At 42.6% G+C, this 16,751-nt stretch carries 12 protein-coding genes; 2 read left to right on the forward strand and 10 right to left on the reverse strand.

Features of this window, described 5'->3' with window-relative positions; genetic code table 11:
- Positions 1–1,072: BclA C-terminal domain-containing protein (locus ACNO7B_RS09315; protein WP_417901445.1), on the forward strand; the 1,072-nt coding region annotated here is incomplete at its 5' end.
- 31 nt (positions 1,073–1,103) lie between these two features.
- On the opposite strand, the gene ACNO7B_RS09320 is transcribed toward ACNO7B_RS09315, so the two are convergent.
- From ACNO7B_RS09320 to nirB (ACNO7B_RS09360), 9 genes are all read right to left on the reverse strand, one after another.
- Positions 1,104–1,664 carry a CatB-related O-acetyltransferase gene (locus ACNO7B_RS09320; RefSeq protein ID WP_017358859.1) on the reverse strand — a complete coding sequence of 187 codons (561 nt, stop codon included), beginning with the start codon at positions 1,662–1,664 and terminating at the stop codon, positions 1,104–1,106.
- A 64-nt stretch (positions 1,665–1,728) separates the two neighbouring features.
- Positions 1,729–3,096 carry an MATE family efflux transporter gene (locus ACNO7B_RS09325; protein WP_035703202.1) on the reverse strand — a complete coding sequence of 456 codons (1,368 nt, stop codon included), beginning with the start codon at positions 3,094–3,096 and terminating at the stop codon, positions 1,729–1,731.
- Between the two features lie 19 nt (positions 3,097–3,115).
- Complete coding sequence (gene dacB, locus ACNO7B_RS09330; RefSeq protein WP_417901446.1) at positions 3,116–4,600, reverse strand: D-alanyl-D-alanine carboxypeptidase/D-alanyl-D-alanine-endopeptidase; 1,485 nt, start codon at positions 4,598–4,600, stop codon at positions 3,116–3,118.
- Between the two features lie 131 nt (positions 4,601–4,731).
- A complete protein-coding gene (locus ACNO7B_RS09335) occupies positions 4,732–5,712 on the reverse strand; it encodes a pectinesterase family protein (RefSeq protein WP_366963661.1) in 981 nt (326 codons plus the stop codon).
- A gap of 99 nt (positions 5,713–5,811) precedes the next feature.
- Positions 5,812–6,504: a DUF421 domain-containing protein gene (locus ACNO7B_RS09340; protein ID WP_008346595.1), complete on the reverse strand. Its 693-nt coding sequence runs from the start codon at positions 6,502–6,504 to the stop codon at positions 5,812–5,814.
- Between the two features lie 66 nt (positions 6,505–6,570).
- Positions 6,571–6,894 carry a nitrite reductase small subunit NirD gene (nirD, locus tag ACNO7B_RS09345; RefSeq protein WP_008346593.1) on the reverse strand — a complete coding sequence of 108 codons (324 nt, stop codon included), beginning with the start codon at positions 6,892–6,894 and terminating at the stop codon, positions 6,571–6,573.
- Between the two features lie 23 nt (positions 6,895–6,917).
- Complete coding sequence (gene nirB / locus ACNO7B_RS09350; protein WP_017358862.1) at positions 6,918–9,329, reverse strand: nitrite reductase large subunit NirB; 2,412 nt, start codon at positions 9,327–9,329, stop codon at positions 6,918–6,920.
- An 89-nt stretch (positions 9,330–9,418) separates the two neighbouring features.
- Complete coding sequence (gene nasC / locus ACNO7B_RS09355; RefSeq protein ID WP_025207473.1) at positions 9,419–11,557, reverse strand: assimilatory nitrate reductase catalytic subunit NasC; 2,139 nt, start codon at positions 11,555–11,557, stop codon at positions 9,419–9,421.
- The gene (nirB, locus tag ACNO7B_RS09360) at positions 11,554–13,815 is read right to left on the reverse strand and encodes a nitrite reductase large subunit NirB (protein ID WP_025207474.1); all 2,262 of its coding nucleotides are present in this window, start codon (positions 13,813–13,815) and stop codon (positions 11,554–11,556) included. Before nirB (ACNO7B_RS09360) ends, nasC begins: the two co-directional genes overlap by 4 nt.
- Before the next feature lie 169 nt (positions 13,816–13,984).
- On the opposite strand from nirB (ACNO7B_RS09360), the gene ACNO7B_RS09365 reads away from it, so the two are divergent.
- Positions 13,985–15,187, forward strand: coding sequence for a nitrate/nitrite transporter (locus ACNO7B_RS09365; RefSeq protein ID WP_008346586.1), 1,203 nt, complete (start codon positions 13,985–13,987; stop codon positions 15,185–15,187).
- A gap of 63 nt (positions 15,188–15,250) precedes the next feature.
- Here the strand turns inward: ACNO7B_RS09365 and gltD are convergent, their stop codons facing one another.
- Positions 15,251–16,735: a glutamate synthase small subunit gene (gene gltD / locus ACNO7B_RS09370; protein WP_008346585.1), complete on the reverse strand. Its 1,485-nt coding sequence runs from the start codon at positions 16,733–16,735 to the stop codon at positions 15,251–15,253.
- Positions 16,736–16,751 lie beyond the last annotated feature (16 nt).

Here is a 16,751-nt window from a genome sequence, read left to right on the forward strand (position 1 = left end):
TGGTGCCACTGGTGTAACTGGAGATACCGGACCTACCGGTGCGACTGGTGTAACTGGAGATACTGGCCCTACTGGTGCCACTGGTGTAACTGGAGATACCGGGCCTACCGGAGATACCGGGCCTACTGGTGCGACTGGAGCCACTGGAGATACTGGTCCAACCGGTGCCACCGGAGTTACTGGAGATACCGGGCCTACTGGTGCGACTGGTGTAACTGGTGATACTGGTCCAACCGGTGCGACTGGTGTAACTGGTGATACCGGGCCTACTGGTGCGACTGGAGTTACTGGTGATACTGGTCCAACCGGTGATACTGGAGCCACTGGAGATACCGGGCCTACTGGTGCCACCGGAGTTACGGGAGCTACTGGAGATACCGGGCCTACTGGTGCCACCGGAGTTACGGGAGCTACTGGAGATACCGGGCCTACCGGTGCGACTGGAGTTACTGGTGATACTGGCCCTACTGGTGCCACTGGTGTAACTGGAGATACCGGACCTACTGGTCCAACCGGTGATACTGGTGCTACTGGAGATACCGGGCCTACTGGTGCCACTGGTGTAACTGGTGATACGGGAGCTACTGGGCCTACCGGAGCCACTGGAGGCACCGGTCCAACTGGAGCTACTGGAATCACTGGTGCCACTGGAGCTAGCGGTCCAACTGATACGGCACTTTATGCTGGAAATACAACAGGTCCTACAATCATTACTATTGCTGGTGGTACGAACATTGCTTTACCAAGTAATCAAAATATTAATGGATTTACGCCGAATGGTTCAAATGATACATTCACAGTCCAGCAAACAGGTAAATACTATATCACATATCAAGTAAATACCACTACTGCACTTTTAGTGAGCACAAGGCTATGGTTGAATGGATCAACTGCTATTCCAGGTTCAATTCAGTCCTCTGCCGTATCCACAACTTTTATGAGCAATACAGTTATTGTCAATTTAACAGCAGGAAATACAATTTCATTACAATTTTTCGGAGCGGTTGTAACAGCCATTCTAATAGGTGGTGGTGCAACCGGTGCATCACTTACCATCATCAGACTCAGCTAAGTGAAACGAAGATAAAAAAAGAAAGGCTCTGTCAGCCTTTCTTTTTTCTATCTTCAATTACGCTTATACAACGGTCAATATCAGGAGATTGCAAGAGGTGAAAAATAGACTGTATGAAAGAAAACTCTAAATTCCACCATTCTAATAACTGAAGTTTTTCAATGATATCCGAAGAAAACCGATATTTCATGAGCCGCTGCGGGTTCCCGGCGACAATCGCATATGGAGGCACATCTTTTGTAATCAGACTATTTGCTCCAATGACTGCCCCGTTTCCTATCTGTACTCCTGACATGATTGTTGCTCCATATCCAATCCAAACATCGTGCCCTATACACACATCCCCTTTTGATCGTGGATGTCCTTCAATATGGGCAGCATCTGTGAAAATTTGATTGAAGGGATATGTGGTGACCCAATCTGTTCGGTGTTCACCACCAAGAAAAACTTTTACTTCGTTTGCGATGGAACAAAACTTCCCTACATTCAGCGTTGTTCCTTCTCCCCACGTCAAGACTTGAAAATCTGGTCCGGCATAAGTGAAGTCACCGATATCATACGAACTGAGCTCACTTCTTTGATTTAAAAACATAGAAGATCAGACCCCCTACAAAGTAATCGATCTTCGTATGTATATGCCAGATGATAGGCTCACATTATGATTGGACAAGTGCAACGATCTGCTTTTTCTTCCATACCAGTCGATAATAGCCGTATTGGAGCAATAAGTTTACAAAAAAGGCAGCAGGATATCCTATCCAGATTCCTTTGATCCCAAGCGATGTATGGTGTGATAGCACATAAGCCACTGGTACTTCAACAAGCCAAATGGAACAAATACTAAAGATGGTCGGCCATAGAACTGTGCCACTTGCTCTCATTGTGGCTGCAACGATTTGCGCCGTTCCAAAAATGAGATAGCTCCATAGGGTAATCACGACCAAACTATATGCAATGTCAATCGTTGCAGGATCTGTTAAAAAGATAGATAAAATTTGTGGTGCGAAAATATAGACGAAAATAATAATCAATCCGCCTATCGCAAAGTTTAGCCCCAGCCCAATTTTAATGACATCTTTCAAACGATTCATGTTTCCTGCGCCAATGAATTGTGCGGCGAAGATAGAAACAGCAATACCAAGGCTCACTGCGGGCATCTGTACATAACTTACGACTTGGTTAACAACGCCATAAGCTGCGGTCGCCTGTGATCCATAATCGTTGACAAAAGAAATGACAGCAATTTCTGATAAAGAAATCAGAATCATATTAATACTAGAAGGGATACTTAACTTTAATAGCGTTTTTAATAAATCTCCTTTCATCAATAGATGCTTTCTAACCGACGCATCAATGCGCAGCGGGTGCTTTGTTTTATAAAGGTAGATATGAAGAATGATAAACGTAACGATTGTAGAAATCACAGAAGAATACGCAGCACCATATAAACCAAATGCCGGTAAACCAAGCCAGCCGAATAATAAAATCGGTAGCAGTAAAATATTTGTTCCTGTACTAATCATTAAGAAATAAAATGGAGTTTTCGAATCTCCTGTTCCTCGTAAAAAAGTTGTATAGACAAAATAAAGAAATAAGATGGGCATGGAGATGAATAGGATTCTGGCATATGCCGCACTTTCCTCCACAATATTTGCAGGTGTCCCCATCAAATGTAAAATATCTGTGGCAAAAAAACCTCCAATGACAGCTAAAGAAAGTCCGATTAAAAAGGTGAACGAAAGCGTTGTACCGATAATTTCCTTTAACCTCTGCTCATTTTTTGCTCCGTATGCTTGTCCAATCAGGATCGAGCTCCCTGATCCAATCCCAATGGAAAAAGAAACAAGTAAAAAGAAAAGTGGAAAGAATGCAGAAATCGCAGCTACTGCATCCTCTCCAATCCATCTACCGACAAGCACAATGGAAACAAGCTGTCCAATTGATTGCAAAATATTGCTTAATAAAAGTGGAATTAGAAAGATCGACATAGTTTTTACTAAAGATTGATTATTATCTAACGTCATGATGGTTCTCCTTCTCTGTCTAAAGATCCTCAGCTAATATGCTGACAATGCGGTCTTCTATCTCTTTTCCTTTTTCGTCATCAATGAGATGATTCAATAAGATGGAAAAAGCAAGCGTTTTTCCACTCTGCGTTTCAATATATCCAGATAGTGTGCTGACCGTTGATAGCGTACCTGTTTTTGCACGCACTTTTTCTAGTGTAGCTGGTTCTTTCAATCTGTTTCTTAATGTACCTCCCACCATACGCTCACTTGCCCCAGCTAACGGAAGTGCATGGACATAGGTGTTAAACCATTTTTCCTTTTGAATGTTTGTCAAAAATAACGTGAATTGGTTTGCAGAAACAAGGTTAATGGGTGATATGCCTGATCCGTCTCTCAACACAGTCATAGATGCATCGATGCCATAGGCAGGAAGACGTTCATTCAGCACGTCAAGCCCTTTGTCAAAACTTCCTTTGTTCTTTACCCGCTTCCCAAGTTCTTTTAACAGAATTTCTGCATGTGTATTGTTGCTTAATTTCATCATTGGAACAAGAAGATCGGATAAAGGCATTGATGAATGAGAAGCGATTTTTTTCGCTTTTTTAGGAACTTGTTTTGTTTTGAGTGGTCCTTTCAGCTGAATCCCCTCAGCCTTTAATGCTCGTTTCATTAAGTCTAAAGCATACGTTGTCGGTTCCCATAATGCGACCCATTGTTTAGACGAGGATGCTTTTAGCGGAATCGTCCCAGTCAGTGTAATTTTGTTTGTACCGTGAGAGCGTTTAAAAGATACTTTCTTCTTTCCGCCTTCTGGCACAGTTTTCACTTGATTGATAACTTGAGCGACGTCAGTCTTCGGGATCATCTCATAGCTGGCCTTCTGCCCTGCTTTCTTTCCCGGCTTAACTTCGAGAATGATCGTTCCTGCATCATAATCCTCATTCGGTGAAGCAGTAAGAGCAGATATTTGAGCGCCGTAATATTGATCTTCATCACTCCACGGCAGATCGATGGAATACCTTGTGTCATCAAACCAAGTATCATCAGCCGCAAGCTGTCCACGAATCGTATGTATTCCGGCCTTTTTGACTTGTTTGGCTAATGCGGCAAAATCGCTTTCTAACAATGTCGGGTCTCCAGTGCCTCGGAGATAAAGATTGCCGTGCAATGTTTTCTTTTGGATTAAACCATCCATCCAAACGTCTGTTGGAAAAGTGTGTGTTTCACCCAGTAGATCGAGTGCGATAGCAGATGTGAGTAGTTTCATATTAGAAGCAGGAGTCAGACGAATGTCCGCTTGATGTTCATAAAGAAGGGAAGTGTCAGAAGTATCGCGTACGCTGATGCCAGCAATCGCGCCCTCTAGATCAGGTGCTGTTCGAATGAATTCGTCTAAGGAAGTGATCCATTTTGATTGATCATCATGAGCTGTTAGTTGTTCATCTTTCACTGAAAAAGGGAGAAATAACATCGACAAAATACATAGTTGTAAAAACATGACCTGTGAGAAACGTTTCACGCAATCCCTCCTTTTTAGAAAAGCAGCCAAATTTAGCAGATTATGTTCATTATACACAAAAGAACGTTTGTTCTCAAAGGTTTTTTAAACAGAAAAGTCAGCTTTCTTTGACGAAAACTGACAGGCCTCTTTTACCTTTTTTCAGGATTCCAGCCATCGCTTCCGCTAAGCACAGCTTGAACGGTGATTTGACTTGCTTCGTTTTTTGTTAATATCGTTGACCACTTCACCCGGTTTGCCACATGACTCCCTGCGCCCGTTGATCCATATTCTTGATATCTAGCCGTTCTCTCGTTGTCTTTGTTATCCCAGTTATGCCATCCCTCAGCTTTAATATGTTCATCCATTTTTGTTTGGAGGAACGTGACAGCCGAATGTGGTCTCCATGGACGGCCTAAGTACACAGATTGAGACGAAGCCGTTCCTTTATTTAATGTGGAATCAATAAAAACGTAGCCATACTTTTGCGCTTCTGTTGTGGATGCCGCTGTAATATACCCATTTCCAAGACTTTTTATTTCAGCTCTTTTAAATACAGCCGTTGCTGAACCAAAGATGAAGTCAACCGTGCCCTCGATATAACAATCTTCATAATATTGTCTCCCTGTGCCAGTGGCATAAAGTGTATCTTGATACCCGAGAACACGTACGTGTTTAAACACAGCCCGGTCCCCGGATACATAAAGGGCAACCGCCTGCCCTGCATTTCGGCCAGCTGTATTTTGAAACGTGATATTTTCTGCATAAAAATGATTTGCCCGAATCATTGTACTAGAGCTATTGGTTGTGCTCCCGCTGCTTGCATTTGTATCATCATACGTCAGAATCGTCTGATACTGATTTTCTCCAATAAAGGACACATACGGCTTATTTTGCGGAAGAAGAATCTTTTCTTTATACACACCATTTTTAATATATATCGTCGTTTGCTGTTGATTGTTCACTGGTATCGCATCAATGGCAGATTGAACTGTTCGAAATGTCCCATTTCCTTTTTGATCGACAATAAGCACACGGTTTGTTTGATGGTTGTGTCCAGCTGCTTGCGCATAAGCTGAGTCAAAAAGCAGTAAGGCCAATACCATCATCAGCAGTCGTTTTCCATACTTCATCACACATCTCCCCCTTATATTGTGAACGTTTTCATTGACGTATTCTTTTTGATCCTATTCAGTTATAAAACAAAAAAACACAAAAAAACATCCACTGTGTTAGGTTGTGGATGTTTTTTCATATTTCATCGCATAAATTCCTTCATTTTCAATCCATTCACAAAATAGGACGTCTTTATAGGAGGAAATGTGCTGCTTTTTCAATTGCTCTCTCAGCCACGCTTCATCAAATCCAGCTTCCTTTAAATCTTTTTTTAAAATCTCTCCGTCGATAATAAACGTTCTAGGCAATGTGACTTCTTTTCCTTTCACGTTCACATCTTCGGCTGTAGCTGGTGCATATTTCATTTTCGGAAGCACACTCACAGACCCATCCGTTTCCAAAATGGCAAATTCAATTTCATTAAGAGCAAAATGCCCTTTCGCTCGAATCAGCGTCTGCAGCTGATTTAAATCAAGCATATTTTTCTTTAATCGATTGTAGTGAATCTTTCCTTTATCAATCACAAGAGTCGGTCTTCCCTCTAAAAAAGCGCGAATGGATTTGAATTTTTGTGAAAGCCATTCAACTGTGTAGATTAAAACGCCCCAGACTGCAACTGCAAAAAGGATATGTAGCACGCTGACTTCTGGATCAAAAATGGCGTTACCAACCATCTCCCCTAAAATCAGTGCAGAAATAAAATCAAACGGCGTGATTTGTGCAAATTGTGTTTTCCCTAATAGCTTTGTAATGGAAAATAAAGCGAAAAATCCGATAAAGAGTTCAATCAAAATATTAAAAAATGGCACACATATACCTTCCTTTCTCACTGCATGTACTTACAGCATGTACAGGAAAGGAAGGTTCTAAACCATTTATGAAGGCAGTAAAATAAAGACGTCGTCTCCCTCAACCAATGCTTCATATGTTTTCACGCATCCATGATCTGGTTCTTGAACATTTCCTGATGAAAGGTTGATTTTCCAATCATGCATTGGACAGAAGACATGATCTCCGCTCACCATTCCTTCAGCTAGTACACCGCCTTTATGAGGACAGCGATTTTCAATGGCTTTGAACTGCTTGTTAGAGGTTTGAAAAACAGCTAATTCAAGTGGACCGGCTGCGACTGTTTTCCCTAGCTGCAATGGAAAATCTGATATTGTACCAATATGAACTTTTACAATTGAAACTGTCATCTGATCTCATCCCTTCAATTGATTTAGACGGAAGCAGTTGCCTTTTGAAATAATTGTCTTGTTTCTGTTTCGTTCTCTCGAATCTCTTGCCACGGTTCTTCATAAGTTGAAAGTGCGATGTCCATTCTTTCGATGAGTGCTGCACGTTTCTTGTCATCTAGCAGGACCGTTTGGATATGATTCAATCCAAGCCGTTCAACCCAAGCGGATGTTCTCTCTAAATAATTTGCGGTTTCTCTGTAATATTGAAGGTAGGCTGCGGCCATTTGTTCTACTTCTTCTGCTGTACTTACTTTCATTAATAAGTCTCCAGCTCGTAAATGTGTCCCTCCATTCCCGCCAGCATACAATTCAAATCCCCCATCGATACCTACGATGCCAAGATCTTTAATCCCAGATTCAGCACAGTTTCTTGGACAGGCTGATACGGCCATTTTGACTTTGTGCGGTGTGGCAAGTCCTTCAAATTTCTTTTCAAGTGCGATCCCAAGAGAAATGGAATCCTGCGTTCCGAATCTGCAAAATTGTTCTCCAACACAAGTTTTGACGGTTCTTAATGATTTTCCGTAAGCATAACCAGACGGCATATCTAAATCAGCCCATACTTTTGGTAAATCTTCTTTTTTGACACCTAAAAGGTCGATTCGCTGCCCTCCAGTCATTTTCACAAGCGGTATCTCATATTTGTCAACGACATCCGCTATTTTTCTCAGGTCATTAGCATTTGTCACGCCTCCGTACATACGTGGAACGACCGAATAGGTACCATCGTTTTGGATGTTGGCATGCATTCGTTCATTCACAAATCGCGAGCTTTTTTCATCTTTGTAGTCAAGCGGATACATCATCCCTAAATAGTAATTCAGTGCAGGCCGGCACTTTGAACAGCCTTCTTCTGTTTCCCAGTCAAGTACATTCATCACTTCTTTGACATGCTGCAAACCTTTCTCTTTGATTTCATGAATCACTTCATCTCTTGATAAGGTGGTGCAGGCGCAGATGGTTTCTTTTTGCGCAGTGCGGTTTGCATCATCGCCTAAAGTGTGCCATAAAATCTCTTCCACAACAGGTTGGCAGCCTCCGCATGACCGAGAAGCACTTGTACATTGCTTGACCTCTTGTATAGTCGTTAGGCCTTCTTTTTGAATAGCTGCCACTATTTGACCTTTTGAGACACCATTACAGCCACAAACGATATGGTCGTTTGCCATTTGTTCAATCGTGTTTTCTTGCGCCAGCTCATTTGATGTTAAGACAGATACTTTTTCCATATCTGACATATCAACACCTTCTCTAATGTACGAGAATAAACGTGGTCCATCGCTTGTTTCTCCAAACATGACGGCGCCGACTAATCGGTTTTGCTGGAAGACTAGTTTTTGATAAATACCTTGCTGTTCATCAAAAATTTTAATCGCTTTTTTCTCATCGTTTTCGATAAAATCTCCAGCTGAAAATACATCAACCCCTGATACTTTTAGCTGTGTCGATAGTACAGATCCTTCATAAGGCGTCGGGGCCATATCACAAACATGCTTCGCAAGCACGTTTGCTTGATCGTATAATGGCGCAACAAGACCGTACGTTTGTCCTCTATGTTCAACACATTCTCCGACTGCGTAAATCCGCGGGACACTTGTTTCCATGAAATCATTGACGATAATCCCCCGGTTCACTTCAATGCCGCTCGTTTCGGCAAGCTTGTGATTCGGTTTAATTCCTGCTGCCATGACCACCATATCTGTCTCTAATGTAGAACCATCTGAAAATGTTAGCCCTTCTACCCTTGTATCTCCTAAAATCTCATTTGTCTGTTTTCCTAATAGAAAGCTCATGCCTTGTTTTTCTAAAGCTGCTTGCAGAAGCTGACCTGCCACCGGATCGAGCTGCCGGTCCATTAGATGAGAGCCAAGATGAATGACGGTCACTTCCATTCCTAAGTTTAGTAGACCACGCGCGGCTTCAAGTCCAAGGAGCCCGCCTCCAATGACGGCTGCTTTTTTGTACATCATAGATGCTTTGACCATTTCCTCTGTGTCTTGTAATGTACGAAAAGCTGTTACCCCTTTTTTATCGCTCCCTGGAATGGGCGGGATGAACGGGAGGGACCCTGTCGCTAAAATTAAACGGTCATAATGCACGGTCCGTCCTTGATCACTCATAACGGTTTGATTGTCTGGATCGATCTTCACAATGGTCTCATTTGTAAACAGCTGAATATGATGTTCTTTGTACCAATTCCAATCGTTTAACGTAATATCCTCTGTCTTTGTATCCCCTTGGAGAACTTTCGATAAAAGAATCCGATTATAGTTAGGATACGGCTCAGTTCCAAATACAGTCATGTCGAATCGTTCATTGTCTGTTTTTAAAATGTTTTCGAGCGTTCGGATACCAGCCATACCATTCCCTACTAATACGAGTTTTTCTTTCATGAAAAACACCCCTCATGTGATCGTTTTTTAGAAAGTACCATAATCTAAACAAAGATGGAAAATACATGTTAAAATTTCTCACATAGTTTTCAATTCTTGTAGGCTGACAGCTGTACAGGACAATATTTAAAACCTGGCATTTTACTGTGTGGATCTAACTGTTTACCAATTAATAGGTTAATTGATTGATGTTTATTCCAGTGAAACGGAACAAACACAGTATCTTTTCGGATGCTATCTGTTATGTGGCACCTCATGATGACACTACCTCGTTTTGACTGGATGGTGACGAGCTCCCCGTGCTGAAGTCCATAAGCTTCGGCTGTGTCAGGATGAAGCCCTACATAAGCTTCAAACTGCCGGGCAACAAGAGAGGTGCTTTTTCTTGTTTGAACGCCCGTTTGGTAATGAGCCATCACCCTGCCGGTCGTTAAATAGAGTGGATATTCTGGACTGACTGGTTCTTTTGCACCCTGTTGTCCATGTGCAACGACTGCAAATTTTGCTAATTTATCAGGATGTGAGAATTGATGCTCAAATAGTCTTTCTGTTCCTCGGTCTTCCAAATGAGAGCAGGGCCATAATATGCCTTGCGTCTTCCTTAACCTGTCATAGGTCATACCGGAATAATCGGCTTTGGCTCCTTTCGTTGCTGTTCTCAATTCCTCAAAGATGTCTTCTGCAGATGAAAAAGAAAAAGAGCCGCCTTTGCCTAATACTGCTGCTATTTCACAAATGATTTGCCAATCGTGCTTTCTTTGGTGTTTGAGTGGATAGGTTGCTTCTCTCAGCGTAACGCGTCCTTCTATGTTCGTCATGGTCCCTTCGTCCTCTAAATATGACGAAGCTGGTAAAATAACATCTGCAAGTGCAGCCGTCTCAGAGATAAATAAATCAATTGCGACAAAAAAGGACAGCTGCTCGATGGCTTTTTTGATAAAGCTTGCATGCGGACCTGATTGAACAGGATTAGAACACATTAAAAAGAGCGCTTTTATCTCTCCTTTCTGCATTTTTTCAAACATTTCAAAAGCAGATACACCTTTTCCAGGCAGTTCTTTTTCATCGATCTTCCATATTTCGGCCATTTCTTTTCTATGTACTGGGTTTGTGATATCACGGTAACCAGGAAGCTGATCTGCTTTTTGTCCATGCTCTCTTGCACCCTGTCCATTTCCTTGCCCAGTAATGGCACCATAGCCACACCCAATCCGGCCAATCTTCCCAGTAACAAGCAGAATATTCAGGAAATTACGAACGGATGCTGTCCCGTCTATTTGCTGCTCAATGCCTCTTGCAGTCAGAATCATGCCTGTTTTTTCGCGGGCGAATTTTCTCGCTATTTTTTGAATGACTTTCATCGATACACCGGTTTGCTGCGTAATGTCTTGCAGGGACATGTGTGAAATATGCTGTTTCATTTCTTGAAAACCTGATGTTCGTTTTTTAATAAATTCTTCGTCTAGTAACTGTTCATGAAGCATGACGTGTAAGATTCCATTTGCGAGTGCAGCATCTGACCCAGGCCTTAAGCTGACATGTAAGTCAGCTAGTTTGGCTGTTGCTGTTTTTCGCGGATCGATCACGATGAGAAATGCCCCGTTCTTTTTAGCTTCTTCCAAATACGGTATGAGGGTCGGCTGACATTCCGCTATATTGGTTCCAACCAATAGTAAAACCCGGGCATGCTTGATGTCACGAAGCGGAAAGGTTAGACCCCGATCAAGTCCAAATGTTTGGTTAGCTGCTGTTGCTGCTGAAGACATACACAGTCTTCCATTGTAATCAATGTATTTCGTTTTAAGGGCGACCCTTGCAAATTTTCCGAGTAAATAAGCTTCTTCATTTGTAATCGATGCACTACCATACACACTGATAGCATCGTTCCCATGTTCCGTCTGAAGGGTTTGAGTGCGTGCTTTGATTTCGTCAAGTGCCTCTTGCCAAGTCACTTTGACAAATTGACCGTTTCTTTTGATGAGGGGGTGATTCAATCGTTCCTTGTGCAGTGCGTGCTGGTGGGCATGCTGCCCTTTCATACAGATCCTGCCGAACGTGGTTGGATTATGAATACCTATCGTCTGGTAGCGTGTTCGCCCTTCTGCGTGCTGCTCGACTAATTGCATTTTGCACTGCATACTGCAAAACGGACATTGAGATGGGAACACCCTTTTTCGCTCTTGCTGCTCTGATGTTTGCTGCACATATTGTAAAAAAGATTGATTCATACATTCACACCCTTTTGTCTACTTTGCTCAAATTGCTCGCAGAGCTCTTCTCTCATTTCCTCATCGAGCAATTTTTCTCGGATGGAAATGATGCCGTTTTTTTGGATCCAGTCTCCAATAGATTCTTGAAAATATGCACGTTTTCTATAGTCTTCAAGCAGTGCTTTTAAAAAAGGAATCAGCTCATCCGTTCGGCTCACAGAATAAAAAAGCTGACCTGCCTTAGGTTGACGTATGCTGCCTCCTATATAAATGTCCCATTCATCCAGCTGCTTCTTGATGCAGATGTCATAGATGGGGCTGAAATGACATACGCAGGAAGGACCAGCGATATGAATCGATGTGACTGCAGGTAAAAGCGTGTTTTCTAGTTGTCTTTCGATCTCCATGACAAGTGTTGTGACAGATGGATCGTGACGACAATCACATGATAGAACATGAGAAAGTCTCTTGCTTTCTTGTGGCATGATGTGTCCATGTTCTTTTACAATATGGTCGGCCTCTTGTGAAATACCGATCAGCCGAATTCGTTTATTCTCCGTTAGTTCTACGTGCTGAATTTGCTTTTGCTCTAATAATCCGGTTATCATCTGTAAAAATGTCAGATCAAGACGGCCACCATATAACTGAGGCATTAGTATGTGCTCATGATCTGATGGGCTGTCTTTTACGAAAAGATCTTGAAACTGCTCAAGATAGTATGGAATGGCTGCTCGGCACTTGTCACAGCCGTTATCTGTCATCCAATCAAATTGTCTTCTTACTTGCTCTTCATTCAGCGGCTGCTGCTTTTTTACATACGAAAAAATGGTCTCTTCCTCTACATTTGTGCACGAGCAAAACGTGTCCAGTGCTTCCGTTAGCTGATTTGATGAGACATGGCAGCAGGCACGAACAAGCTCTTGACAGCCTCCGCAGCCCGTTGCGGCCCCTGTCTGTTTTTTTATCTCTTCTAAATTTGTCAGCTGATGGACCGATATGCTTTTGAATATCGCTCCCTTCGTCACCGTGTGGCATTGGCAGATGAGATCCTCTGTTTTTAATGAATCTAAAGGGGATATCTGCTCTTCATTCAGTGATTTCATGACTACGCTTTTATCACGCCCCACTTTTACATCCTGCAAAAGCTGCTCAGCTCTCTCAAGTTGACCAACTAATACAACGCCTGTGAGCACATCATGTTCAAACACTAGTTTTTTATATACTTCTTGTTCTTCATCTAAGTAAGTCACCACTGAAGCGGAGGGGGATCGGTTTACAATACTGCCAGCAGAATAAATAGATATGTCATTTGCTTTCAATTTTGTCGAATAAATGGCAGGAGGTAAATTCGTGACCAGTTCATCTAATAAATGATTCGCAAGCACATTTGCTTGTTCATAAATAGGCTGCACAAGACCGTGCACCATTCCCTTATGCTCTGCACATTCTCCAATAGCATAAATATTCTCAACGTTTGTCTGCATGACATCATTTACAACAATGGCTTTTCTTGTATGAATGCCGTGCTGTTTTGCAAGCTCTATATTCGGACGGACCCCTGTTGTGAAAACCACGAGATCAGCATCCACGATGTCTCCACTTTTTAACAGAACGCCTTCTACTCTCTCGTTTCCTAAACATGCAATCGTATGAGCATTTGTTTTTACCTGAATCCCCTTGCGACTTAATTGTTGAGACAAAAGCCCTGCAGCGGTTTCATCTAATTGGCGTTGCATAAGCCAATCCGTGTGATGAATCAAGGTTGTCTTCAGTCCAGCGATCTGTAAACCAGCGGCCACTTCCACACCAAGTACACCACCTCCAATGACTGCTGCACGCTCATAGCGTAAAGAATCAGCGTAAATGGCCTCATAATCGTCAATCGTACGAAAAGCATAGACCCCTTTTTTGGATACGCCTTGTATAGGTAGAAAATGAGGCGATGAGCCTGTGGCGATAACCAGTTTGTCATACGGGATATTCCGGCGTGCTTCTGTCATGAGCAATTGACGCTTTGTATCGATGTGGACAACTGCTTCGCCTGTTTGGATGGTGATGTCATGTTTGGTGTACCATTCTTTTGGCTTTAGTTCAATTTGAGACAATGATTCACTTTTTTGTAAAACCGATGAAAGTTTTATTCGGTTGTAGGCCGGGTGCTTCTCTTTTCCAATGATCGTGATGGAATAGCGTTCTGGCTGATTCTTTACGATATGCTCGATACATTTCATACTCGCCATGCCGTTTCCGATAAACACGAGTTTACGTTTTGCCATGTGAGATCAACCTTTCTAGCTTTTTGCGCCAAAGCAATGTTTGCCTAGATTATGGCACACATTTGTAAAAAAGTGTTTATCCATGTCATTTTTTCTAACACAATACTTCCATTCCTTCTATCAACTCGCTATCTTTAAGTCAGAAAATTCAAAATAAAGGAGTGGTTTTGTGAAACTCTCAGAATTGACTTCTAGTGGTCATCCTAAGACATTGTTTGGTTCATTTTTATATTTTGACGTGAGTTTCATGATTTGGGTTTTGCTGGGGGCACTCGGTGCTTTTATTGCACAAGATTTTGCCTTATCGACAATAGAAAAAGGCATGATTGTAGCCATTCCGATTTTATCCGGATCTTTTTTTCGAATTGTGCTAGGCCTATTAACAGACCGAATGGGACCTAAAAAAACAGCGATGATGGGCATGATTTTGACCACCATTCCGCTTATATGGGGGTTTTTCGGTGGTACAACCCTTTCAGAGCTAGTACTGATCGGGATTTTATTAGGGGTTGCAGGTGCGAGTTTTGCGGTCGCTTTACCGATGGCAAGCCGCTGGTACCCTCCTCATTTACAAGGGGTAGCGATGGGAATTGCCGGCGCCGGAAACAGCGGAACACTGATCTCGACACTCTTTGGACCAAGGCTTGCGGAGATGTATGGCTGGCATACAGTGATGGGGCTCGCTCTTATTCCTTTAAGTTTCGTCTTTTTGTTTTTTATTTTCACAGCAAAAGATGCACCAAACCAGCCCGCCCCTCAGCCGCTTCGGTCCTATTTTTCAGTCTTTCAAGTGAAAACAACGTGGTTTTTCTGCCTGCTTTATGCGATTACATTCGGTGGTTTTGTCGGCCTTTCAAGTTTCTTGAGTATTTTCTTTGTGGACCAATATGCGATTTCAAAAATTCATGCCGGTGATTTTGTGACGCTTTGCGTGGCGGCAGGCAGCTTCTTTCGGCCAGTTGGCGGTTTGATTGCCGATAAAATTGGCGGGATGAAAGTACTGCTCGGTTTATTTGCTTTGATTGGTATCTGTTTAGGGGCAGTGAGTAGTCTACCTGCTTTACCAGTGGTCATTGCGCTTTTATTTGTCGGAATGATGTGTCTTGGTATGGGGAATGGGGCGGTGTTCCAGCTTGTGCCGCAAGTGTTTCATAAGGAAATTGGGATTGTGACTGGAATTGTAGGGGCTGCAGGAGGCATTGGGGGATTCTTTTTACCAAACGTTCTTGGCAGTTTAAAAGAAATGACGGGCTCCTATACATTTGGCTTTTTGACCATTTCTCTTTTTGTTCTTGCTGTCTTCCTCTGTTTGGTTGTCTCCCAGTTCAAACGTAAAAAAGTCATTATCCAGCCAACCATGTCTGAATCATAAAAAGCCATGACCACTCTTTGGTCATGGCTTTTCTCTATATATGGTAAACACCCTTTGTTTGACCTATTTTGGCAGAACCGAACTCCCCATTAAATAACGGTCTACCTCATGCGCCACTTGTCTGCCTTCGTTAATTGCCCAGACAATCAAGCTTTGACCGCGTCTTGCATCTCCCGCTGCAAATACGCCTTCTACATTCGTCGTATATTCCCCATATTTTGCGTCAATCCGATTGTTTTTGCTGTCCACGCCAAAGTGTTTCACTAGCGGCTGTTCAGTTCCCTCAAAACCAATCGCAATAAAGACTAGCTGAGCTGGCCATACCTTCTCTGTTCCTGGAATCTCATGAAATTCAAACTTCCCTTGCTCGTTTTTCACCTTTTCCATTTGAATGGTATGAAGCTCTTTTAACTTCCCATTTTTATCAGCCACAATCTTTGTGGTTTGAATCGAATATTGCCGCGGATCTTCTCCAAATTTTGCTTGTGCTTCTTCGTAAGCATAATCTAGAGAGAAGACATAAGGCTGTTCTGGCCACATGTTATCCCCTACACGTGTATCTGGAAGCTTTGGATGCTTTCCGAATTGAACAACACTTTTTGCTTTTTGGCGAAGTGCAGTTGCGACGCAGTCAGCGCCTGTATCTCCTCCGCCAATCACAATGACGTCTTTCCCTTTTGCGTCAATAAAGTTTTTATCTTTGAATCCTGAATCAAGCATGCTTTTTGTTGCGAGTGTTAAATAATCCATTGCCAGGTGAATCCCTTTTGCTTCCCTGCCTTCAATTAACAGGTCACGCTGCTTTTGTGCACCTGTACAAAGGATGACCGCATCAAATTGCTCTTTCAGTTCATCAGCCGTGATATCCACACCAATTTCTGTATTGGTCACAAAGTCAATGCCTTCTTGTCTTAGCAGTTTAACTCTGCGCTCAACGACTTCTTTGTCGAGCTTCATATTCGGAATACCATAAGTGAGCAGTCCACCAAGACGATCAGATCGTTCAAACACGGTTACAGCGTGCCCTGCTTGGTTTAGTTGGTCTGCACTTGCCAGTCCTGCTGGTCCTGATCCGACAATGGCAACCTTTTTCCCTGTACGGCTTGAAGGAATTCTTGGTGTAATCCAGCCATTTTCAAAACCTTTATCAATGATCGTCCGTTCGATATTTTTAATCGATACTGCTGGATCATTGATCGCGACGGTACATGAGCCTTCACAAGGTGCTGGACATACTCTTCCAGTAAATTCAGGGAAATTGTTCGTTTTTTGTAGTCTTTCAAGCGCTTCTTTCCATCTGCCCCGGTAGACAAGGTCATTCCATTCTGGAATTAAATTGTAGATCGGGCAGCCAGAAACGCCGCCCCTGATCTCCATCCCAATTTGACAAAACGGTGTTCCGCAATCCATACATCTAGCACCCTGCTGTTTCAATACCTCATCTGTATAAGGAGCTGAATATTCTTTCCAGTCATTTTGACGAGTGAGAGGGTCACGTTCATTTGGCTTTTCTCTTTTATAATCCATAAAACCTGTTGCTTTGCCCATTGTCCTCTCCCCTTTC

This window comes from Bacillus sp. AK25 (genome assembly GCF_048270685.1).
Taxonomy (GTDB): Bacteria; Bacillota; Bacilli; order Bacillales; family Bacillaceae; genus Bacillus; species Bacillus altitudinis.